Source organism: Streptomyces sediminimaris, from assembly GCF_047049295.1.
In the GTDB taxonomy this organism is placed as follows: Bacteria; Actinomycetota; Actinomycetes; order Streptomycetales; family Streptomycetaceae; genus Streptomyces; species Streptomyces sediminimaris.
On the sequence record NZ_JBJWOT010000001.1, the window covers coordinates 1,915,001 to 1,936,529 of the forward strand.

The window sequence follows — 21,529 nt, forward strand, 5'->3', positions numbered from 1 at the left end:
CCGCACCGCGTCCGCGGCAGGGACCCTGCGTGGTCCCTCGGACGGCCGTGCCGGCCCACCCGGCCCGCCGGGCAGCGGGCGCCCCGCGCGGCACCGGAGCAGCGCCCCGGGACGCATGGGAGCGGCGCCCCCGCCGGTATCGCCGCGGTCCGTCGTCGTAGCCATGTTTCGCCACTCCCCTCGCCGGTCGGTCACGCAGTATGGACCGGCCGGAGCACGAAAACGCATCGGCCACGGCGCGCCGGAACCCGAACCGTCAGAGATCGACTTCCTGCATCAGCATGCCGACCTCGGTGTTCGACAGCCGCCGCAGCCAGCCCGACTTCTGGTCGCCCAGGGTGATCGGCCCGAAGGCCGTGCGCACCAGCTTCTCGACCGGGAAGCCGGCCTCCGCCAGCATGCGGCGCACGATGTGCTTGCGGCCCTCGTGCAGGGTGACCTCGACCAGGTAGTTCTTGCCGGTCTGCTCGACGACCCGGAAGTGGTCCGCGCGCGCGTACCCGTCCTCCAGCTGGATGCCGTCCTTGAGCTTCTTGCCCAGGTCGCGCGGGATCGGGCCGACGATGGCGGCGAGGTAGGTCTTCTTCACGCCGTACTTGGGGTGGGTCAGCCGGTGCGCCAGCTCACCGTGGTTGGTGAGCAGGATGACACCCTCGGTCTCGGTGTCGAGCCGCCCGACGTGGAAGAGCCGGGTCTCGCGGTTGGTGACGTAGTCACCGAGGCACTGCCGGCCCTCCGGGTCCTCCATGGTGGAGACCACGCCCGCCGGCTTGTTCAGCGAGAAGAACTGGTACGACTGCGTCGCGACCGTCAGACCGTCGACCTTGACCTCGTCCTTCTCCGGGTCGACCCGCTTGCCCTGCTCGGTGACGATCTCGCCGTTGACCTCGACCCTGGCCTGCTCGATCAGCTCCTCGCAGGCCCGCCGGGAGCCGTAGCCCGCGCGCGCGAGGACCTTCTGCAGCCGCTCGCCCTCCTGCTCGGCGCCCGGGAAGGTCCTGGGCGGCCTGACGTCCTTCTTCCCCGCGTACCGCTCCCGGTTGCGCTCCTCGGCGCGCGCCTCGTACTCGCGGGACCGGCCGGGCGCCGTACGGCCGCCCCCGCCCTGCCGGGACGGCTTGGGGCCGCCCTTGGCGCCGCCGCGCGCGGAGCCGCCGCGCCCGGACCTGGGGCCGTCCTGCGTGGCGCCGGGGCCCACGTCGTAGCGGCGCTCCTCGGGGCGGGGCTTGCGGGGGCGGCCCTGACCCTGGCCCTGCTTCTGGTCCCTGTTGTTGCCGGCCCCGCGGTGGTTACCGCGCCCGCCGCTCTTGCCGCTGCCGCTGCTTCGCATCAAAGTTCCGTCGTCGTCGTGTCAGTCATGGCCGACGTGGATCCGTCGTCCGGGTCCGGGGCGTCCGGATCGAACGACGGTACGGCTTCCTGGGTCTCGGCCTCGATCGCCTCCGCCTCCGGGAGGAAGGGCGCGAGCTCCGGGAGCTCGTCCAGACCGCGCAGGCCCATCCGCTCCAGGAAGTAGTTCGTCGTGGTGTACAGGATCGCACCTGTTTCGGGTTCCGTGCCCGCCTCCTGGACCAGACCCCGCTGGAGGAGGGTGCGCATGACCCCGTCGCAGTTGACTCCCCGTACGGCCGAGACGCGGCTGCGGCTCACCGGCTGGCGGTAGGCGACGACCGCCAGGGTCTCCAGGGCGGCCTGGGTGAGCCGGGCCGTCTGGCCGTCCAGCACGAGCCGCTCGACGGCGGGCGCGTACTCGGCGCGGCTGTAGAAGCGCCAGCCGCCGGCCACGAACCGCAGCTCGAAGCCGCGGCCCTGCACGGCGTAGTCGTCGGCCAGCTCCCGCAGCGCGTCCGCGATCCGCCGCCTGGGCCGCTCCAGGATCTTCGCCAGGTGCTCCTCGCCGACGGGCTCGTCCACGACCATGAGGACGGCCTCCAGGGCCGGCTTGAGGTCGAGGTCGGCGACGCTGCGGAGCCCTGCCGGAAGGTCCGCCGTCTCCTCGGTCATGCCTTCTTCCCCTCCTTGGGCTCCTTGGGCTCTTTGAGCTGCTTGGACTCTCTGGGCTCCCCCGGCTCCTCGGGCTCCTCGGGCGGCCGGTCGAACTCGTCGGTCACCCTCGGTGTCTCGTCGCCCTCCCCGCCGGTCCAGCGCACGGTCAGGTCGCCGAGCGCGGTCTCCTGCTCCAGCGCGACGGCCTTCTCGCGGTAGAGCTCCAGCAGCGCCAGGAACCTCGCCACGACGGTCAGGGTGTCGTCGGTGTCCGCCACCAGCGTCCGGAAGCTGGCCTCGCCGAGCTCCCGCAGCCGCGCGACCACGATCCCGGCCTGCTCCTGCACGCTCACCAGGGGCGCGTGGATGTGGTCGACGTACACCTGTGGCTTGGGCTTGGGCTGCATCGCCTTGACCGCGAGCTTCGCGAAGCCCTCGGGGCCGATGCTGATGACCACCTCGGGCAGCAGCTCGGCGTGGTGCGGTTCGAGGCCGACGGTACGGGGGTGGCGGCGGGCCTCCTCCTCGAGCCTGGCGTTGAAGATGTCGGCGATCTGTTTGTACGCGCGGTACTGCAGGAGCCGTGCGAACAGCAGGTCACGGGCCTCCAGCAGCGCGAGATCGGCCTCGTCCTCGACCTGCGCGGAGGGCAGCAGCCGGGCGGCCTTGAGGTCGAGCAGCGTGGCCGCGACCACCAGGAACTCGGTCGTCTGGTCCAGGTCCCAGTCCGGCCCCATCGCCCGGATGTGCGCCATGAACTCGTCGGTCACCTTCGACAGCGCGACCTCGGTGACGTCCAGCTTGTGCTTGGAGATCAGCTGGAGGAGGAGGTCGAAGGGGCCCTCGAAGTTCGACAGCCGCACCTTGAAGACGCCATCACCGGCCTCGTCCTCCGGTTCGCCGCCGTCCCGCCCGCCGCCCTCGGCCGCCCCCTCGGCCCGAACCGCCCCCGCCCCACTCCCCGACCCCGGCTCGGACCCCGGTGCCGGTCCAGACACCGCCTCGGACCCCGACTCGGACTCGGGCTCGGGCGCAGACCCCGACTCCGACTCGGACGCAGACACCGGCGCCCGTCCGGACACCGGCTCAGACTCCGAGTCCGACCCCGACTCGGGCCCGGACGCAGACCCCGGCACCGAAACCGGTTCCGGATCAGTTGCCGACCCTGGTTCCGGGACCGGCCCCGGTTCAGACACGGGCTCCGGGACCGACTCCGGCTCGGGCATCGGCTCGGGCGCCGGCTCGGGCGCCGGCTCAGGCGGCGACTCGGGCGCCGGTTCCGCCGGCGGAGCCACCCGCGCCGCACCCGGTCCGCGGCCCAGTGCGCGCCGACGGCCGCCGGAGGCACCGGCGCCGGCGGAGGCGGGAACGTCGTTCGAGGTCATGGCCCCCGCAGGCTATCGCTACCGCCCGCGCAGCCGACGTACGAGGATGCTCGCGTCCCCGCGGGACTCCAGGTCGGCCAGCACGACGGCGACCGCTTCACGGACGATGCGCCCGCGGTCGACGGCCAGCCCGTGCTCGCCGCGGAGCACCAGACGCGCGTGCTCCAGGTCCATGAGCTCCTCGGCGGACACGTACACGGTGATCTTCTCGTCGTGCCGCTCCCGTCCACTGGGCCGGCGCGAGGCGGACGAGCGGCCGCGCTTGCGCGGCTGGGCGTTGGCGGAGGCGGCGGCAGAACCTTCCTGCGCCCCCTGACGTCGTGCGGGGCGCTCCCCGCCCGTGCCGCGGCTGCGGGACTCACCGGCGTCGGCCGGCTCCGGCTCCGCGGCCACGTGTTCCGCGCCCTCGCCGTCGCCGCCCTGCGCGGGCACCGACTGCGGCGCGTCCTCGGTGGTCGTGGCCGCGGCGGCGTCGCTCTCCCCCGCGGGAGCGGGCACGCGGGCCTCACCGTTGGCCTGCCGCCGCGGACTGGACGGCTGGAGCGCCATTCCCCCTGTCGTTCGGAAGAGTTCGTCGGCCCCCGGCAGACTCACTCGGCGTGACACCGGGCGAGCACCTCCCTGGCGAGCTGGCGGTAGGCGGCGGCACCGACGGAGTTGGAGGCGTACGTGGTGATCGGCTCACCGGCGACCGTGGTCTCCGGGAAGCGGACCGTGCGTCCGATGACCGTGTGGTAGACGTGGTCGTCGAACGCCTCGACGACACGCGCGAGCACCTCACGGCTGTGCACGGTGCGCGAGTCGTACATGGTGGCGAGGATCCCGTCGAGCTCCAGCTCCGGGTTGAGGCGCTCCTGGACCTTCTCGATGGTCTCGGTCAGCAGCGCGACACCACGCAGCGCGAAGAACTCGCACTCGAGCGGCACGATCACCTTGTGCGCGGCGGTCAGCGCGTTGACGGTGAGCAGGCCGAGGGAGGGCTGGCAGTCGATCACGATGTAGTCGTAGTCGGCCATGAGCGGCTTCAGGGCGCGCTGGAGCGTCGACTCGCGCGCGACCTCGCTGACCAGCTGCACCTCGGCGGCGGACAGGTCGATGTTGCTGGGCAGCAGGTCCATGTTGGGGACCGCCGTCTTCAGGAGCACCTCGTCGGCCGCCATGCCCCGCTCCATGAGCAGGTTGTAGACGGTGAGGTCGAGCTCCATCGGGTTGACGCCGAGGCCCACCGACAGCGCGCCCTGCGGGTCGAAGTCCACGAGCAGCACGCGCCGTCCGTACTCCGCGAGCGCGGCACCCAGATTGATGGTCGACGTCGTCTTGCCGACGCCGCCCTTCTGGTTGCACATCGCGATGATCTTCGCGGGGCCGTGGTCGGTCAGCGGGCCCGGGATCGGGAAGTACGGCAGCGGACGTCCGGTCGGGCCGATGCGCTCACGGCGCTGGCGGGCAGCGTCGGGCGCGAGGGTGGCCGCGTACTCGGGGTCGGGCTCGTACTCCGCGTCGGGGTCGTAGAAGTGCCCTTCGGGCAGTTCGTCGTAGTCGGCGAAGTGGTTGTGGGGCGCGCCACTTCCGTCGCCGGCCATGGCGTTCACGTGATGGCCATCCATGCTCTGGTGTGCAGTCCGGATCGCCTGCGGACCCGGGCTCTGGTGGGCTGCGAAGGTGCGCACAGCAACGGAGCCGACAGCCTCGAACCCTGCGGGGCCCTGGCCCCGTACAGGCGCTCCTGGTTGACCACCCCCGGGAGAAAATGTCGACTCATTCACAAGTCGTCTTACCTCCTTGGTGACCAGGAAACTTCTAGACAGGTCAGCGTGGCACCATGCCGACGGTTGGCGACTCTATGGCGTGTCGGGCGTCCGCAGCAACACAATCCGCCGGACCCGGCAGGATGTGTCGGCAATGAAACATCCCTCTGTCAAGGGCGTACGGCCGTCGCACGGCAGGTTTCGCCGGTGTACGAATCGGCCAAAGGGTTACGTTCGAGGCGAGTTGGCCGAGAGCCGCAAAGTGACCATACACACATCCGGCCGGACCTTGTCGGGCAAGGTCCGGCCGGGCGCGCGGGGTTGACGACGTGTGTTGACGTATCGCCTTTTGCCGAATGGTGACTTAGCGGCTCGACGACCCTCCGGTCAGCGGCCGTCCGGTCAGCCGAGCAGGGTCTCCAGCTCGGCGTGTTCCAGGCCGTGCGCCTCCGCGACCTCGCGGTAAACGACCTTGCCGTCATGCGTGTTGAGCCCCTTGGCCAGCGCGGGGTCGCGGCGCAGCGCCTCCACCCAGCCGCGGTCGGCCAGTTCGACGATGTAGGGCAGCGTGGCGTTGGTGAGGGCGTAGGTGGAGGTGTTGGGCACCGCACCCGGCATGTTGGCGACGCAGTAGAAGACCGAGTCGTGGACCTGGAAGGTCGGCTCGGCGTGCGTGGTCGGACGCGAGTCCTCGAAGCAGCCGCCCTGGTCGATCGCGATGTCGACAAGGACACTTCCCGGCTTCATGCGCGCCACGAGCTCGTTGGTGACGAGCTTCGGCGCCTTGGCGCCCGGGATGAGGACGGCGCCGATGACGAGATCGGCGTCCAGGACGGCCTTCTCCAGCTCGAAGGAGTTGGACATGATCGCCCGGACCCTGGTGCCGAAGACCTTGTCCGCCTCGCGCAGCTTGTTGATGTCCCGGTCGAGCAGCGTGACGTGGAAGCCCATGCCGACGGCGATCTGCGTGGCGTTCCAGCCGGAGACACCGCCGCCGATGACGACGGCCTTCGCGGGCTGGGTGCCGGGGACGCCGCCGGGCAGCACACCGCGGCCGCCGTTGAAGCGCATCAGGTGGTAGGCGCCGACCTGCGGGGCCAGCCGGCCCGCGACCTCGGACATGGGGGCGAGCAGCGGCAGCGCGCGGCTCGGCAGCTCGACGGTCTCGTAGGCGATGGCGGTGGTGCCGGACTCGATGAGCGCGTCCGTGCACTCCTTGGACGCGGCCAGGTGCAGGTAGGTGAAGAGGGTCTGGTCCTTGCGGAGGCGGTGGTACTCCTCGGCGATGGGCTCCTTGACCTTCAGCAACAGGTCCGCGGTGGCCCAGACCTCGTCGGCCGTCTCCAGGATCTGCGCGCCTGCGGCGGTGTACTCCTCGTCCGGGATCGACGAGCCGACGCCCGCGCCGCGCTCGAGGACGACCTGATGGCCGTGGCGCACCAGCTCGTGCACTCCGGCCGGGGTGATGGCCACCCGGAACTCGTTGTTCTTGACCTCGCGGGGGATGCCGACCTTCACGTCGATCACGGTCCTTGGCTCGTGGATGGGGCAATACAACACATACCCAGGCATGCGTGAGCACACCGGGAGACACCGCAGGAGAAGGTGCGGCAGAGCCAGTTTAATGAAGGTGTTCCCGCTGTCTAGCCTTTCATTGCATCAATCTTCAGTCGATGCACTACGGATTTCGCAGGCATCACCGAGTTGTTTCAGGTCATCGGCGCTCTCCGGCCCCTCCGGGGCCTCCGGGTCCCGCGGCTCCTCGGCCAGCAGCCGCTCCGCCGCACCCCGGTGCAGCTGCGCCGAGGCGGGGTCCCCGAGGCGCTCGAGGGTGTCGGCGAGCCGCAGCTGGAGCGCCGCCTGCAGTCGCACGTCCTCGGCACGGCGGGCCAGCTCCACCGCCTCGTGACAGGTCAGCAGCGACTCCTCGGGCCGTCCCGCGTACTCCTGGACCCGGGCGGCCTCGCTCAACGCCCGTGCGTGGGCCGCGACGTCACCGCTCCTGCGGTGCCCCGCGATCGCGGCGCGCCAGGCGCGCAGGGCCTCGCCGTAGCGGCCGGCGTAGGTGTGGGCCACGGCGATCCGGCCGTAGAGGCGGGCCGCACCCTCCTGGTCGGCCCGGGCCAGGCGCTCGGCGAGGGCCCGGCCGAACCAGTCGGCGGCCCGGTCGTAGTCCCCGAGTTCCAGGTGCGCGCCGCCTACGGATTCCATCGCGCGGCCGGTCGCGTACGGGTCGTTCGCTTCCCGTCCGGCGTCCAGCGCCGCCCGGTACCGCGCCAGCGCCTTGCGGGTACGGCCGGTCCGGGCGTCCAGGTCGCCGAGGTTCAGCAGGGCCGCGGCCTGCTCCCGGGGCAGCTTCTGCCGCTCGGCGACGTCCAGCACGAGCCGGTGGACGCCGTACAGGTCGAACGCGGCGGCACGGGTGCCGAAGTGCGCGACCATGGCCCGGACCAGCTGGGACATCAGACGGCGGGCGAGCGTGTCCAGCTCCCCGTCGGCCACCGCGAGCCGCGCCGCGGCCAGCAGCGCGGGCCTGCGGGCGCGCAGCCATTCCTCGGCGGCCCGCGGGGTGGGGAAGCGCACCGAGGGCGGCATGGCCTGGAGCTTCTCGCGTGCCTCGGCGTCGTCGGTCTCGGTGATCGTCCGGCAGGACTGCAGCAGCCGTACCGTCCGCTCCAGCATGCGGGCGCGGGCCAGCTGGAGCTCGCCGGGCCGGTCCAGGGTCTCGGTGAGCCGCTTCAGCAGGGGGTACAGGCAGCCCGGCACCTCGTACTGCGGCAACGGCGACGTGACCGGCCGCAGCAGGCCGAGGGTGACGAAGCCGTCCAGCGCGGAGCGGGCGTCGCTCACCGAGCAGCCGGCCAGCGCGGAGGCGGTGTGCGGGTCCACCTGCCCGGCCGGGGCGAGCGCGAGCAGCCGCAGCATCCGGGCGCTCGCCGCGGGCAGCGAGGCGTGCACGAGCCGGAAGACCCGGCTGAGCGGAGTGCCCTCGTCACCCTCCGTGTGCAGCTGCTTGGCGAGGTCCGCGACGGCCGCCTGCGGACGGGTGGCGAGCCAGCCGCCGGCCAGCCTCAGTGCGGCCGGCTGGGCCTGGCACTCCTCGACGAGGCTCTCGGCCGCCCGGGGGTCGACGGTGATCCGGACCGAGCCGGTGTAGCGGCTGAGCAGTTCCACGGCCGACTTGGTGTCGAGACCGCCGAGAGTGCAGGGACGGACGTCGGAGATCCCGGTGAGGGGGCCGCCGGAGACGGCCACGACCAGGCACTCCGGCGTGTCCGGCAGCAGGGCGTCCACCTGCGCGGCGTCGGCCGCGTCGTCGAGCAGCACCAGGGCCCGGCGGTCGGCGAGGGCCGTGCGCAGCTCCCCGGCCAGGTCGTCCTCGTAGGCGCCGGCGGGGGCGGGCAGGTCCAGGGCGGCGAGCAGTTCGCGGGCGGCCCGGGCGACGGGGACGGGTGTGCCGTCGTGTCCGCTCAGCCGGGTCCGCAGCACTCCGTCGCCGTAACGGTCCGCGACCTGCCGCACCAGTTCCTCGGCGAGCGCGGTGCGTCCGGAACCGGGCCTGCCGGCGATCAGCAGCACGCGCGCGCGTGGGGCCTTGCGGCCGGAGAGGGTGTCCAGGCCGGCCCGCTCGATGTCGGCGCGGAGTTCCTTCAACTCCCTTGTACGGCCGAGGAATCGGCTCTCCTCAGCAGCGCGCCCCGCCGGCCGTACACCGTCTGTGTCCACCGCCTGATCCGTCACGGGCCACACTCCCGTCCCACGCACGCGCAAGCCCGCCGGGTCCCCGGTACGGGCGTGTTCAGAGCCTAGTTCACGCTCTGCTACGTTCCGTGCGGAGCGCGGCGGAGGAGTCCCCCGATCGGATCAGCCGATGGTCACACCGGCGCGGGAACGGGGGCGCGCACGGACGCGGGGACGGGTACGGGGCGGGTACGGGGACGGGTGCGTTCAGGAGTCGAAGGGGCGCGCGGGCCACGGCGCCTCGGCCGGGCGCAGCGCCTCGAGCCCGTCCCCGTTCTGCGCGGCGACCAGCGAAAGGACGCCCACGACGAGGCAGTTGTTGTGCAGCTCGCCCGCCAGCACTCCCCGGACGAGTTCCTTCAGGGGCACCCGCGCGAGCTCCATGTCGGCCTCTTCGTGCTCGACGTCGAAGCGGTCGCCCTCGGCCTCGGACAGGCCGCGGGCGAGGAAGACGCGCACGGCCTCGTCACAGCCGCCGGGGGTGGTGTAGACGTCGGTCAGCACCCGCCAGTCCTCGGCCTTGACGTGCGCCTCCTCGTACAGCTCGCGCTGGGCGGCGTGCAGCGGGTTCTCGCCGGGGACGTCGAGCAGGCCGGCCGGGATCTCCCAGAGCTTGCGGCGCACGGGGTGGCGGTACTGGCGGATGACCACGACCCGCCCGGCGTCGTCGACGGCGAGGACGGCGACGGAGCCGGGATGGACCTGGTAGTCGCGGCGGGCCACATGGCCGTCGGGCATGACCACGTCATCGGTGCGGACGGAGGTCTTGTTGCCCACGAAGGGGGTCTCCGTCGCCCGGATCTCCCACTCCTCCGGGGTGTCCTTGATCGTCATGCCCTGTCCTTCCGCACGCGCACATGGAGCCGGGACGCCCACCTTTTGAATGCGGGCACCCCGGCCACCGTACAACTGTCGTGTTACTCGGAAACCTTGTCCTCGTTCTGCTGCCGCTCGACGGCGGCCTTCACCAGACCCGCGAACAGCGGGTGCGGGCGGGTCGGGCGCGAGCGCAGCTCGGGGTGTGCCTGGGTGGCCACCAGATACGGGTGCGTCTCGCGCGGGTACTCCACGTACTCCACCAGCTTGCCGTCGGGCGAGGTGCCGGAGAACACGATGCCGGCCTTCTTCTCCAGCTCCGCGCGGTAGGCGTTGTTGACCTCGTACCGGTGCCGGTGGCGCTCCTCGACGTACTCCTTGCCGTCGTACACCTCGCGCACGATCGAGCCCTCGGCCAGCTTGGCCGGGTACATGCCCAGGCGCATGGTGCCGCCCATGTCGCCCTCGCCGGCGACGATGTCCAGCTGCTCCGCCATGGTGGAGATGACCGGGTGGCCGGTGGCCGGGTCGAACTCGGTGGAGTTGGCGTCGGAGATGTCGGCCAGGTGGCGCGCGGCCTCGATCACGATGCACTGCAGGCCCAGGCAGAGGCCGAGCAGCGGGACCTTGTTCTCGCGGGCGTACTTGATCGCGCCGACCTTGCCGAGCACACCGCGGTCGCCGAAGCCGCCCGGGACGCAGATGCCGTCGACGTCGGCGAGCTGCGCCGCGGCGCCGGCCGGGGTCTTGCAGTCGTCGGAGGTGACCCACTTGATCTTCACCCGGGCCCGGTTGGCGAAGCCGCCCGCGCGCAGCGCCTCGATGACCGAGAGGTAGGCGTCGGGCAGGTCGATGTACTTGCCGACCAGGGCGAGGGTGACCTCGTGGTCGGGCTTGTGGACGCGGTCGAGCAGATCGTCCCAGGTCGTCCAGTCCACGTCGCGGAACGGCAGGTCCAGCTTGCGCACGACATAGGCGTCCAGGCCCTCGCCGTGCACGGTCTTGGGGATGTCGTAGATGGAGCGGGCGTCGGGGCAGGCCACCACGGCGGCCTCGTCGACGTCGCACATCAGCGAGATCTTGCGCTTGATCGCGGTGGGCACCTCGCGGTCGCAGCGCAGCACGATGGCGTCGGGCTGGATGCCGATGTTGCGCAGCGCCGCAACCGAGTGCTGCGTCGGCTTCGTCTTCAGCTCCCCCGAGGGGCCGATGTAGGGCAGGAGCGAGATGTGAACGACGAAGACGTTGTCCCGGCCGACCTCGTGGCGCACCTGGCGGACGGTCTCCAGGAAGGGCAGCGACTCGATGTCGCCGACCGTGCCGCCGACCTCGGTGATGACGACGTCCACCTCGTCCGTGGCCATGCGGCGGATGCGGTGCTTGATCTCGTTGGTGATGTGCGGGATGACCTGGACGGTGTCGCCCAGGTACTCGCCGCGCCGCTCCTTGGCGATCACCGTCGAGTAGACCTGGCCCGTGGTGACGTTGGCGGAGCCGTCCAGGTCACGGTCGAGGAACCGCTCGTAGTGCCCGATGTCCAGGTCGGTCTCGGCGCCGTCGTTCGTGACGAACACCTCACCGTGCTGGAAGGGGTTCATGGTGCCCGGGTCGACGTTCAGGTACGGGTCGAGCTTCTGCATCACCACGCGCAGGCCGCGGGCCTTGAGCAGCATGCCGAGGCTGGAGGCGGTGAGGCCCTTGCCGAGCGAGGAGGCGACACCCCCGGTGACGAAGATGTGCTTGGTCGTCGTGGCTGTGCTGTTTCGGAAAGCAGCGGGCGGCATGGCCAAAGGGGGGCTCCCGTGGTCGCGGTCTGGGGTGCGGTCCGGCTGCCCACCGGAGATCGCGATGTTCTCTCGCGGAGGCGCCGTCGCTGCGGTTCGGGGGTTTCATGCCCACCGGTCCACGGGCTACCAGGGTATCAGCGCCCGGAGGGGATGGCTTCCGGCCACGCTCCGCACACGAGTCACCACGGACCCGCACGGTCTGCGGGTTTCCCACCCGTTGCTCACCCGTTCGGCCTACCCGGGTTGCCCGGAGGGGCACGCAGATCATCTACGTGCGTCGTATCCTGCTCGGACACTCGCTGCCGAGCCCGGCCGGCAACACGGCACCACCCCCGTCCGTTTGCTCCGGAACAACGAGAGCTCGTCAGTTCGTTGAGCAAAAATCGTCGTTTTGCCACAAGGCCGAACGCCTGTTTTGCTTCACCGCTCAACGACGTATTGCATGGACCCCTTGACCGACTTGGCGGCAGCCCCCTCCCAGGGGCCTGACGTGGCCGTTCGACTGGAGTTGCACGTGGCCGGGCGCATCGAAGACTACGCACTCATCGGAGACATGCAGACCGCTGCCCTGGTCTGCCGGGACGGCACAGTGGACTGGCTGTGCCTGCCCCGCTTCGACTCGCATGCCATCTTCGCCGGCCTGCTGGGCACCGAGGAGCACGGCTTCTGGCGGCTCGGGCCCGCGCACGCCTCCGACGCCGAGCCGCCCACCGCGGCCCGGCGCGGCTACCGCGGCGACTCCCTGATCCTGGAATCGGAGTGGGACACCCCGCGCGGCACGGTCAGGGTGACCGATTTCATGCCGCCGCGTGACGGCGCCCCGCAGCTGATCCGGATCGTCGAGGGCGTCTCCGGCCGGGTCCCGATGCGCTCGGCCCTCAGGATGCGTTTCAGTTACGGGCGTGTGGTGCCGTGGGTGCACAAGCACGACGGGCGCACGGTGGCCGTCGCCGGCCCGGACTCGGTGTGGTTCGACACCGAGTGCGAGACCTACGGCAAGTCACTGACCACGTACTCGGACTTCACGGTCGCTCCGGGTGACCGGATCGCGTTCACGATCTCCTGGGAGCCCTCGCACAAGCAGCCCCCCGCGCTGCCGGAGCCGGAGGCCTCGCTGCAGGCGACGGAGGACTTCTGGCGGGAGTGGGTGGAGCACTGCACCTACCACGGCCCCTACCGCGAGGCGGTGATCCGCTCCCTGATCACGCTGAAGGCCCTGACCTACGCGCCGACCGGCGGCATCGTCGCCGCCCCCACCACCTCCCTGCCCGAGGACATCGGCGGGGTCCGCAACTGGGACTACCGCTACACCTGGCTGCGGGACGCGGCCATCACCCTCTCCTCGCTGCTGCGCACCGGCTACCGCGAGGAGGCCCGCGCCTGGCGCGAGTGGCTGCTGCGCGCGGTGGCGGGCGACCCGGAGAACCTGCAGATCATGTACGGGATCGCGGGTGAGCGGGAACTCGGCGAGGCGGAGCTCGACTGGCTGCCCGGCTACGAGGACTCGGCACCGGTGCGGGTCGGCAACGGCGCCGCGCACCAGCTCCAGCTGGACGTGTACGGCGAGGTCACCGAGGCCCTGCACCTCGGCCACATGACCGGCCTGGCCCGCAACGACTACGCCTCCCTGCTCCAGCTGAAGCTGATCCGCTACCTGGAGCAGCACTGGGAGGAGCCCGACGAGGGCATCTGGGAGGTGCGCGGTCCCCGCCGGCACTTCGTGCACTCCAAGGTCATGGCCTGGGTCGCCGTCGACCGCACCATCAAGCTCCTGGAGTCGGGGGACGCCGACGGCCCGCTGGAGCGCTGGCGCCGGCTGCGCGACGACATCCACCGGGACGTGTGCGACAAGGGCTACGACAAGGAGCGCAACACCTTCACGCAGTCCTACGGCTCCAAGGAGCTGGACGCCTCGCTGCTGCTGATCCCGCAGATGGGCTTCCTGCCGCCGGACGACAAGCGGGTGATCGGCACCATCGAGGCGATCCAGCGGGAGCTGTCCACAACGGACGGCTTCATCCTGCGCTACCCGACGGAGGGCTCCAGCGAGGGCGTCGACGGCCTCCCCGGTGACGAGGGGGCGTTCCTGGCCTGCTCGTTCTGGATGGCGGACGACCTGGCGATGATCGGCCGGGTGGACGAGGCCCGCAGGCTGTTCGAGAAGCTGCTCGCGCTCCGCAACGACCTGGGCCTGCTCGCCGAGGAGTGGGACCCGCGCCTGCAGCGCCAGGTCGGCAACTTCCCGCAGGCCTTCAGCCATGTGCCGCTCATCGACACGGCCCTGCGGCTGACGGCGTCGGGGGCGTACGGCGGCTGAGCCCTCGGGGCTGCCGCCGGCCGTGGGCACCCGGAGCTGTCCCGGAGGCATCGGCGCAGGTAGCGTCCGGCTATGCACAGCGGTACGGACAGCGGTACGGACAGCGGACTCGAGCCCCACGGCGCCGGGATCACCGTCCGGCGGGCACTGGAGCTGCCCGGTCTGCGCAGCGGGCTGCCGGAGGTCCTCGCGGGCGCCGACCGGCTGGAGCGGACCGTGCGCTGGGTGCACGCGGGCGAGGTGCCGAACATCGCCTCGCTGCTGAAGGGCGGCGAGCTGCTGCTGACCACCGGGTACGGTCTCGGCACCCGTCCGGCCGAGCAGCGGGCGTTCGTGCGCACCCTGGCCGAGCGCGGCATCGCGGCACTCGTCGTGGAGCTCGGCCCACGCTTCACGCGCCTGCCCGCCGCGCTCGTCGACACGGCGCGCGCGGCCGGGCTCCCCCTGGTCCAGCTGCACCGCGAGGTGCCCTTCGTGACGGTCACGGAGGAGATCCACACCGAGATCGTCAACGGCCATTACGCGCTGCTGCAGCAGGCGGAGGAGGTGCACCGCCGCTGCACCGAGGCCCTGCTCGGCGGCGGCGGGGTACCCCAGGTCCTCGGTGTCCTGGCCGACTTCGGCCACAATCCGGTCTTCCTGGAGACGCCGGACCGCCGGCTGCTGTACGCGGCCGGGTCCGGACCCGAGGGCGCGGACCCGCTCCAGGTCTGGGAGGGGCTGCGCGGCCAGCACAAGGACACCCCTCCGCCGTCCGGCTCGGTGCTCGTGGACGTGCCCGGAGGCGGGCCGGGAACGGGTTCGGTACGGGCGCGTCTGGTCCTCCTTCCGGTACGGGCCCCGCTGGCGCCCGTGCACCGCATGGCGGCCGAGCGGGCGGCGGGCATCCTCGCGGTCGTCCTGATGCAGGCACGCCAGGAGGAGGAGCTGGCGGCGCGGGGCCGCGGCGACTTCCTCACGGACCTCGCCGAGGGCCGGATCACCGCGCGGGACGCGCCCGCGCAGGCGCGCGTGCTGGGCTTCAAGCCCGGCGGCAGCCCGCTGCTGCCGGTCGTGATGCGGCTGGGCGACACCCTCGCGCCCGCCGGGGGCACCGCCCACGCGAGCGCGTTCGAGCGTGCGGGGGGCTGGGCGGTGCTGGCGCGGGCGGTGTCCGAGGAGCTGGCGTCCATCGGGGCGCCGGTCCTGCTCGGTGTACGGCCCGTCGAGGGCCGCGTGCTCGTCCTGCTCGCTCTGCGCTCGGAGTCGGAGCGTCCGGCGGTCGCGGACCGGGTCGCCGCGGCGCTGCGGGCGGGCGTGGAGCGGGCCGGGCCGCAGCGGCCCGGGGGGCGGGCGCCGGTGGTGGTCGTCGGGGTGGCGGGCGGCTGGGCGGCGGCGTCGGCGGGTCTCGGACACGCGGTGGAGACGGCGACGGCGGCACAGGGCCTGCCGGACCGCCCCTGGTACGACGCCCGCCGCCTGGACATCGACCTGCTCCTGTGGCGGCTGCGCGACCAGCCGGACCTGGCGGCCTTCGTGGACCGGGCGATCGGCCCGCTGCGCGACCACGACGACCGCTCCCGGCCGCCCCTGCTGCCCACCCTGGAGACGTACCTGGCGCATGCCGGCCGCAAGGCGGAGACCGCCCGTGAGCTCCACCTCAACCGGCAGACCCTCTACAACCGTCTGGCCCGCATCGGCGAGTTGCTCGGCACGGACCTCGACGACCCGCAGACGGTCCTGGCGTTGAGCCTCGCCCTGCGGGCGCGCCGGCACGTGCCGTAGCCGGGGCCGACGGTCAGATCGGCACCCCGGGCCGCGTCAACTCGTCGTAGACGCTCAGCACGTGGGCGACCGTCTCGTCCTCCGTCGGCCAGGTGGCGGCCTGCCGGGTGCCCCTGTCCTTGAGCTCTTCGCACCGGCCGGGGTCGCCGAGGAGCCCGGTGACGGCGGCGGCCAGCGCCTCGGCGTCGCCGTAGGGGACCAGTTCGGCGGCGTCACCCACGAGTTCGGGGATGCCGTCGACGCGGGTCGCGACGAGCGGCACGCGCGCGTGGAGGGCCTCCTGGGCGAGGAGGGAGCGCGATTCCCGGCTGCCGGGCAGCAGTGCCAGGTCGGCGGCCGCGAGCAGTCCGGCGACGTCCTCACGCCATCCGATGAGCCGGACCGGCAGCCCCTCGTCCTCGATACGGCGCTGCAGTACGGCCCGCAGCGGCCCCTCGCCCGCGATCACCACCAGCGGCACGGGGTCGAGGCGCCGCCACGCGCGCGTGGCGTCCAGCAGGGTGCCGTAACCCCGGTGCCGGTCGAGGGAGCCGACGGCGACCAGCAACGGGCGCTCGGTGGCGCCGAGTTCGGCCCGCGCCTTCAGGCCCGGACTGTCGGGGTCCTCCGCGTCGGAGGAGCGGCGCGGGGCCGGGAAGGCGACGGCGGCGAGCCGCGCGTCGCGCGCTCCGCTCCGCCGGGCCCCGTCCACGAGGTCCGAGGAGGCGCCGAGCACGACGGTGGCGGCCTTCACCACCCGCCGCTCCAGCAGCCGCAGCAGATGGGCGCGGGCGCCTTCGGCGTGCGCCCGGTCGTGCCAGGTGACGACGAACGGGGTGCGCCGGCCGCTGAGGGCGAGCGCGGCGCGGAAGGAGGCGTGCAGCCCGTGCGCGTGCACGAGGTCGGCGTCGGCGCAGGCCGCCCGCAGCGCGGCCACGGCTCCCGGGTCGCTGCTGCGCGGCACGTGCACGTGTTCGGCGCCGGTGCCCGTGAAGTCGTAGGTGCGATCGGCCTCGGCGGGGGCGCACACGGTCACCCGCACGCCCCGCGCGACCAGTCCCGACGCCAGCGAGCGCACGTGCGCGCTGCTGCGGGCGTTGCCGCCGCCCAGCACCTGCACGGTGCGCAGCGACGACTGGCCGTGCGGTGAGTGGCTGCTCACGGGGCTCACGTGGCCGGGGCTCCTGGGTCGGCGTCGGGCGGTCACGACGAAAGTACAGAAGGATCGGGCGCAGGGGGTGTACCGCGCGGTTTCCTCCCCGCGCTACGTCAAGGATGCCAGTACGCACGGGTGTTCCGGCACCGCTGAGGTGACGCGGGGGCCGCACGACGGTGGGGTTCGTCACTCACACGAGTGAAGCCGGAACACATTCCGGCGCACGCTTCACTCCAGGCTCAACGACCGCACCGCCGCGCTGACTTTGTCGCCGTACACGGCCGCGGCGACGAACGCGGCGGCGTGGGCGAGCAGCCCGGCGCGCCCGTTGCCCGCCACCACGGCGGTGCCCAGGACCGCGCCCAGCGCGTGCGCGCCGGTGTCGCCGAGCATCGTGCGCTCGGCCAGGTCGTCGGGCAGGACGGCCGCGGCGGCGCCCGTGGCGACGGCGGCCAGTTCCGCGCCGGGCCCGGAGCGCAGCAGTCCCGGTGCCCCGAGCGCCGCCACCGCCCCGGCGGCCGTCCCCGGCCGTACGTCCACGAGGTTCACGAAGTGGGCGGCCCCGGCGATCACGACTCCCGCGAGAACCTTGTCCACCGCCCGCTCCCCGAGCAGCGCGCCGGCGGCCAGCCCCGCCGCGGAGATCCCGAAGAGCTTGACCGTCCCGCTGGTGACCTCGCCGTCCCGCAGCGCGGAGAGATGGTCCCGGAACCCGCGCCGGGGGTCACCGGCGCCGGCCACGTCGTCGTAGGCCCCGCAGACCGTGGCCGCGAGCACCGCGAGGCCGGCGGCGGGCCGCACCCGCGCGGCCCCGGCCGCGGCGGCCAGCCCGGCCGCGGGCCCGGCGTACAGCCCGACGGCCCGCCCGGCGTGGTTCTCGCGCTCCCAGCGCCCGCGGCCACCGGGTGCGCAGGCCCGCAGCCCGGCGATTCCCGCGCGGGTGAGCCCGGCGGCGAGTGCGAACGACCTTGTTCTGCGAGCGCGGTTGGCCATCCGGCCACCCTAGGCCCTGGCGTCGCCGACGGGTTCGGGGATGCCGTCGACGCGGGTCGCGACGAGCGGCACGCGCGCGTGGAGGGCCACCTGGGCGAGGAGGGCGCTCGATTCCCGGTCGACGGCGCCCGGTCCGCGGGCCCGGCCGGCCGGCGGCCGCCCTTCGGGCAGCGCCGCCGATTCCGCAACAGGCCCCAACCGGCCCTAACCGTCGGACCTGGCCGTGGCCAGCAGTTCCTCCGCGTGTGCCCGGGCCGTCTCGGAGTCCTCCTGCCCGGCCAGCATGCGCGACAGCTCCCTGACCCGCTCCTCGCCCTCGAGGACCTTCACGCCCGACCGGGTCACGGACCCGTCGTCGGTCTTCTCGACCAGCAGCTGCCGGTCGGCGAAGGCGGCCACCTGCGGAAGGTGCGTGACGACCACGACCTGCGCGCTCTTCGCCAGCCGCGCGAGCCGGCGGCCGATCTCGACCGCGGCCTTGCCGCCGACACCGGCGTCGACCTCGTCGAAGAGGTACGTCGGCACCGGATCCGTCCCCGCGAACACCACCTCGACGGCGAGCATCACGCGCGACAGCTCACCGCCGGACGCGCCCTTGGCGATGGGCCGCGGCGGCGCCCCGGGGTGCGGGGCGAGCAGCAGCTCGACCTCGTCGACGCCGGACGGCCCGTAGCCGACGGTGCGGCCGCCGACCTCCACGCCGTCCGGGTCCTCGGTCTGCCGGATCTCGAAGGACACCCGCGCGTGCGGCATGGCGAGCGAGGCCAGCTCGGCCGTCACGGCCGCCGCGAACCGCTCGGCCGCCTCCGACCGCGCGTCCGTCAGGACCTGGGCCAGGCCGCCCAGTTCGCCGCGGAGCGCGTCCCGCTCGGCGGTCAGCTCCGCGATCCGCTCGTCGTCGCCGTCCAGCTGCGTCAGCCGTGCGGCACTCTGCTCGGCCCACGCCAGCACCGAGGCGACGTCCTCGCCGTACTTGCGCGTCAACGCGCCCAGCGCGGCGCGCCGTTCCTCGACCGCCGCCAGCCGCAGGGGGTCCGCGTCCAGGTCGTCGGCGTACCCCGCCAACTCCCCTGCCACGTCGCCGAGCAGGATCCCGATCTCGCCGATCCGGTCGGCCAGCGCCGCCAGCGCCGGATCGTGCGAGCGCACGGCGTCCAGCGCCCGCCGGGCGCCCGCGACGAGCGTGGCGGCGTCGATGCCCTCGGGGTCCTCCGGGTTGCCGGCCAGCGCGGCGTGCGCGGCCGTGGCGGCGGACGAGAGCGCCTCCGCGTGCCCGAGCCGCTCCGCCTCCTCGGCCAGCTCCACGTCCTCCCCGGCCCGCGGCTCCACGCCGGCGATCTCGTCGAGCCCGTAGCGCAGCATGTCGGCCTCCTGGGCCCGTTCACGCGCGCGCGTGACGATCTCCTCCAGCTCGGCGGAGACGGCCCGCAGCCGCCGGTAGGCCTCGCCGTACTTGGCGAGCGGCCCGGCGACGGCCTCTCCGGCGTACCGGTCGAGCGCCTGCCGCTGCCGGGTCAGCTTCAGCAGCCCCTGCTGATCGGTCTGCCCGTGCACGGCCACGAGGTCGTCGGCGAGCTCGGCCAGCAGCCCGACGGGAACGCTGCGCCCGCCGAGGTGCGCCCGGGACCGCCCTTCGGCGGAAACGGTACGGCTGATCAGCAGCGCGCCCTCGTCGAGCTCGGCCCCGGCCTCCTCGGCGCGTACGACGGCCGAGGAGCCGGTGGGAACGGCGATCCGCCCCTCCACCACGGCCCGGCCGGCCCCGATCCGCACCAGCGCGGGGTCCGCCCGCCCGCCCAGCAGCAACCCGAGGCTGGTGACCACCATGGTCTTGCCCGCGCCCGTCTCACCCGTGACGGCGGTGAACCCGGGCGACAGCTCGACGACCGCGTCGTCGATGACTCCGAGCGACCGTATCCGCATCTCCTCCAACACGAACACGACCTTACGAGGTCAGGGGTCGGATGTGCGACGCCCCCCGGTTCGGTTGTGTGAAGGTGCAGGTGACGGATGTGTGTCGCGGCCAGATCGTCACCCACGCGAGTGCAAGGTCCTCCGGGGCGCGGGCGACCACGCGGGCGACCACGACCCGCCGCAGCCGCCGACACGCTCCCGGACGTGCTCCCGGACGGCTAGTGAGGCGCTCCGCGCCACCCGGACACCGGCAACGCGAACTTCGCCACCAGCCGATCGGTGAACGAGGCGTGATGCAGCCGGGCCAGCCGTACCGGCACGGCTCCGCGCCGCACCTCGACCCGGGCTCCCGGCGGCAGCTCCACCGTCCGCCGTCCGTCACACCACAGGACCCCCGGCGGGACGTGCGGCAGCACCTCCACCGCCAGCACGGAGTCCGGCGAGGTCACCAGCGGCTTCGCGAACAGCGCGTGCGCCGAGATCGGCACCATCAGCAGCGCCTCGACCTCCGGCCACACCACCGGCCCGCCCGCGGAGAACGCGTACGCCGTGGACCCGGTGGGCGTCGACAGCACGATCCCGTCGCAGCCGAACCCGGTGACCGGCCGCCCGTCGATCTCCAGCACCACCTCGAGCAGCTTCTCGGCGGACACCTTCTGCACGGCCGCCTCGTTCAGCGCCCAGTCCGTGTGCACGATGTCGCCGTTGCGATGGACGACGACGTCGACGGTCATCCGCTCCTCGACCTCGTACGCCCGCGTCACCACCCGGTCGACGACCTTGTCGAGGTCGTCCCGCTCGGCCTCGGCGAGGAACCCGACCCGCCCGAGGTTGACGCCGAGCATCGGCACGCCGGAGGCCCGCGCGAACTCGGCGCCGCGCAGCAGCGTCCCGTCCCCGCCCAGCACGATCAGCAGCTCGCACCCGTCGAGGCACTGCGGGGTGGCCTCCTTGACCAGCTGCACCTCCTCGGGCAGCGGCAGGTCGTGTGCCTCGTACTCCAGCACGCGCACGCCGATGCCCTCGCGCAGCAGCCCCTTCACGACCAGCTCGGCGCTGCGGACGGCCGCGGGCCGCCCCGTGTGGGCGAGCAGGAAAACAGTACGAGCTCGGTTCTGTGTCAACGCGGCCCCTCCGCCACTGCACGGTCTACGTCGGCCGGGTCCAGTTCCGGTGCCCCGGCCCGCAGCCACAGAAAGTACTCGACATTCCCGGACGGGCCGGGCAGCGGGCTGGCGGTGACGCCCCGCACCCCGAGCCCGAGCTCCGACGCCCTGTGGGCCACGCCCCGCACGGCCTCCGCCCGCAGCTGCGGACTGCGTACGACTCCCCCGCTGCCCAGCCGTTCCTTCCCCACCTCGAACTGCGGCTTGACCATCATCACCAGGTCGGCGTCCGCTTTCACGCACCGCACCAGGGCGGGCAGGACCAGGCCCAGCGGGATGAAGGACAGATCCCCCACGACAAGATCCACAGGCTCCCCATCGATCGCTTCGAGCGTCAACTCGCGTACGTTCGTACGGTCCTTGACGGTGACGCGTTCATCGCTGCGCAGAGTCCAGGCGAGTTGTCCGTATCCGACGTCGACGGCGACGACGTGCGCGGCTCCCGACCGCAGCAGGACGTCCGTGAAGCCGCCGGTGGAGGCGCCGGCGTCGAGCGCCCGCCTCCCCTCGACGACGAGCCCCCGCGGCACGAAGGCCGCCAGCGCGCCCGCGAGCTTGTGGCCGCCCCGGGAGACGTAGTCGGGATCGCGGTCGTCGGAGGCGACGACGATCGCCGCCGCGGTCTCCACCTGCGTGGCCGGCTTGGTCGCCACCGTCCTGCCGACTTTGACCCGCCCGGCGGCGATCAGCTGGCTGGCGTGCTCGCGCGAGCGCGCGAGCTTGCGGCGCACCAGCTCCGCGTCGAGACGGCGACGTGCGACTCCTGCCACGTTGGGT

Annotated in this window: 16 protein-coding genes and 1 pseudogene; 2 read left to right on the forward strand and 15 right to left on the reverse strand. The window is 72.9% G+C overall.

All coding sequences use genetic code 11. The features are described 5' to 3' along the window. Positions 1-256 precede the first annotated feature (256 nt). The 9 genes from ACJ9NR_RS08920 to pyrG all read right to left on the reverse strand — a co-directional run bounded on the left by ACJ9NR_RS08920 (position 257) and on the right by pyrG (position 11,460). Entirely contained in the window at positions 257-1,330 is a 1,074-nt protein-coding gene (locus tag ACJ9NR_RS08920; protein WP_412491699.1) for a pseudouridine synthase, read from the reverse strand. Continuing rightward, the gene (gene scpB, locus ACJ9NR_RS08925; RefSeq protein WP_412491700.1) at positions 1,330-2,004 is read right to left on the reverse strand and encodes an SMC-Scp complex subunit ScpB; all 675 of its coding nucleotides are present in this window, start codon (positions 2,002-2,004) and stop codon (positions 1,330-1,332) included. Before scpB ends, ACJ9NR_RS08920 begins: the two co-directional genes overlap by 1 nt. Further along, the gene (locus ACJ9NR_RS08930) at positions 2,001-3,371 is read right to left on the reverse strand and encodes a segregation and condensation protein A (protein ID WP_412491701.1); all 1,371 of its coding nucleotides are present in this window, start codon (positions 3,369-3,371) and stop codon (positions 2,001-2,003) included. The genes scpB and ACJ9NR_RS08930 overlap by 4 nt, the downstream gene beginning before the upstream one ends. An 18-nt stretch (positions 3,372-3,389) precedes the next feature. Beyond that, positions 3,390-3,965, reverse strand: a complete 576-nt coding sequence (locus ACJ9NR_RS08935; RefSeq protein WP_412491882.1) for a hypothetical protein — start codon at positions 3,963-3,965, stop codon at positions 3,390-3,392. Beyond that, complete coding sequence (locus tag ACJ9NR_RS08940) at positions 3,962-5,137, reverse strand: ParA family protein (protein WP_412491702.1); 1,176 nt, start codon at positions 5,135-5,137, stop codon at positions 3,962-3,964. The genes ACJ9NR_RS08935 and ACJ9NR_RS08940 overlap by 4 nt, the downstream gene beginning before the upstream one ends. A gap of 384 nt (positions 5,138-5,521) precedes the next feature. Then, entirely contained in the window at positions 5,522-6,637 is a 1,116-nt protein-coding gene (ald, locus tag ACJ9NR_RS08945) for an alanine dehydrogenase (protein ID WP_412491883.1), read from the reverse strand. A gap of 141 nt (positions 6,638-6,778) precedes the next feature. Further along, complete coding sequence (locus tag ACJ9NR_RS08950; protein WP_412491703.1) at positions 6,779-8,860, reverse strand: tetratricopeptide repeat protein; 2,082 nt, start codon at positions 8,858-8,860, stop codon at positions 6,779-6,781. Positions 8,861-9,067: 207 nt separating this feature from the next. Next, positions 9,068-9,694 carry an NUDIX domain-containing protein gene (locus ACJ9NR_RS08955; protein WP_412491704.1) on the reverse strand — a complete coding sequence of 209 codons (627 nt, stop codon included), beginning with the start codon at positions 9,692-9,694 and terminating at the stop codon, positions 9,068-9,070. Positions 9,695-9,777: 83 nt separating this feature from the next. Beyond that, positions 9,778-11,460 carry a CTP synthase gene (pyrG, locus tag ACJ9NR_RS08960; RefSeq protein WP_412491705.1) on the reverse strand — a complete coding sequence of 561 codons (1,683 nt, stop codon included), beginning with the start codon at positions 11,458-11,460 and terminating at the stop codon, positions 9,778-9,780. 517 nt (positions 11,461-11,977) lie between these two features. Here pyrG and ACJ9NR_RS08965 point away from each other — a divergent pair. Continuing rightward, positions 11,978-13,780, forward strand: a complete 1,803-nt coding sequence (locus tag ACJ9NR_RS08965; RefSeq protein WP_412491884.1) for a glycoside hydrolase family 15 protein — start codon at positions 11,978-11,980, stop codon at positions 13,778-13,780. Between the two features lie 72 nt (positions 13,781-13,852). Beyond that, positions 13,853-15,544, forward strand: a complete 1,692-nt coding sequence (locus ACJ9NR_RS08970; protein WP_412491706.1) for a PucR family transcriptional regulator — start codon at positions 13,853-13,855, stop codon at positions 15,542-15,544. Between the two features lie 13 nt (positions 15,545-15,557). On the opposite strand, the gene ACJ9NR_RS08975 is transcribed toward ACJ9NR_RS08970, so the two are convergent. From ACJ9NR_RS08975 to ACJ9NR_RS09000, 6 genes and pseudogenes are all read right to left on the reverse strand, one after another. Then, a complete protein-coding gene (locus ACJ9NR_RS08975; protein WP_412491707.1) occupies positions 15,558-16,694 on the reverse strand; it encodes a glycosyltransferase family 4 protein in 1,137 nt (378 codons plus the stop codon). Between the two features lie 213 nt (positions 16,695-16,907). Then, entirely contained in the window at positions 16,908-17,672 is a 765-nt protein-coding gene (locus ACJ9NR_RS08980; RefSeq protein WP_412491708.1) for a hypothetical protein, read from the reverse strand. A gap of 18 nt (positions 17,673-17,690) precedes the next feature. Continuing rightward, positions 17,691-17,786: pseudogene (locus tag ACJ9NR_RS08985) on the reverse strand (glycosyl transferase); the annotation flags it as partial. 90 nt (positions 17,787-17,876) lie between these two features. Continuing rightward, positions 17,877-19,595, reverse strand: a complete 1,719-nt coding sequence (recN, locus tag ACJ9NR_RS08990) for a DNA repair protein RecN (protein ID WP_412491885.1) — start codon at positions 19,593-19,595, stop codon at positions 17,877-17,879. A 209-nt stretch (positions 19,596-19,804) separates the two neighbouring features. Continuing rightward, on the reverse strand, positions 19,805-20,710 hold the full coding sequence (locus ACJ9NR_RS08995) for an NAD kinase (protein WP_412491709.1): 906 nt from the start codon (positions 20,708-20,710) through the stop codon (positions 19,805-19,807). Then, entirely contained in the window at positions 20,707-21,522 is an 816-nt protein-coding gene (locus tag ACJ9NR_RS09000; RefSeq protein WP_412491710.1) for a TlyA family RNA methyltransferase, read from the reverse strand. The genes ACJ9NR_RS08995 and ACJ9NR_RS09000 overlap by 4 nt, the downstream gene beginning before the upstream one ends. Between the last annotated feature and the right edge of the window lie 7 nt (positions 21,523-21,529).

What these genes read in the sequence shown, in the direction of transcription:
- recN (WP_412491885.1), bottom strand. Translation starts at nt 19,595, where the DNA reads ATGCGGATACGGTCGCTCGGAGTCATCGACGACGCGGTCGTCGAGCTG.
- ACJ9NR_RS08980 (WP_412491708.1), bottom strand. Translation starts at nt 17,672, where the DNA reads ATGGCCAACCGCGCTCGCAGAACAAGGTCGTTCGCACTCGCCGCCGGG.
- ACJ9NR_RS08930 (WP_412491701.1), bottom strand. Translation starts at nt 3,371, where the DNA reads ATGACCTCGAACGACGTTCCCGCCTCCGCCGGCGCCGGTGCCTCCGGC.
- ACJ9NR_RS08970 (WP_412491706.1), top strand. Translation starts at nt 13,853, where the DNA reads ATGCACAGCGGTACGGACAGCGGTACGGACAGCGGACTCGAGCCCCAC.
- ACJ9NR_RS08920 (WP_412491699.1), bottom strand. Translation starts at nt 1,330, where the DNA reads ATGCGAAGCAGCGGCAGCGGCAAGAGCGGCGGGCGCGGTAACCACCGC.
- scpB (WP_412491700.1), bottom strand. Translation starts at nt 2,004, where the DNA reads ATGACCGAGGAGACGGCGGACCTTCCGGCAGGGCTCCGCAGCGTCGCC.
- ACJ9NR_RS08955 (WP_412491704.1), bottom strand. Translation starts at nt 9,694, where the DNA reads ATGACGATCAAGGACACCCCGGAGGAGTGGGAGATCCGGGCGACGGAG.
- pyrG (WP_412491705.1), bottom strand. Translation starts at nt 11,460, where the DNA reads ATGCCGCCCGCTGCTTTCCGAAACAGCACAGCCACGACGACCAAGCAC.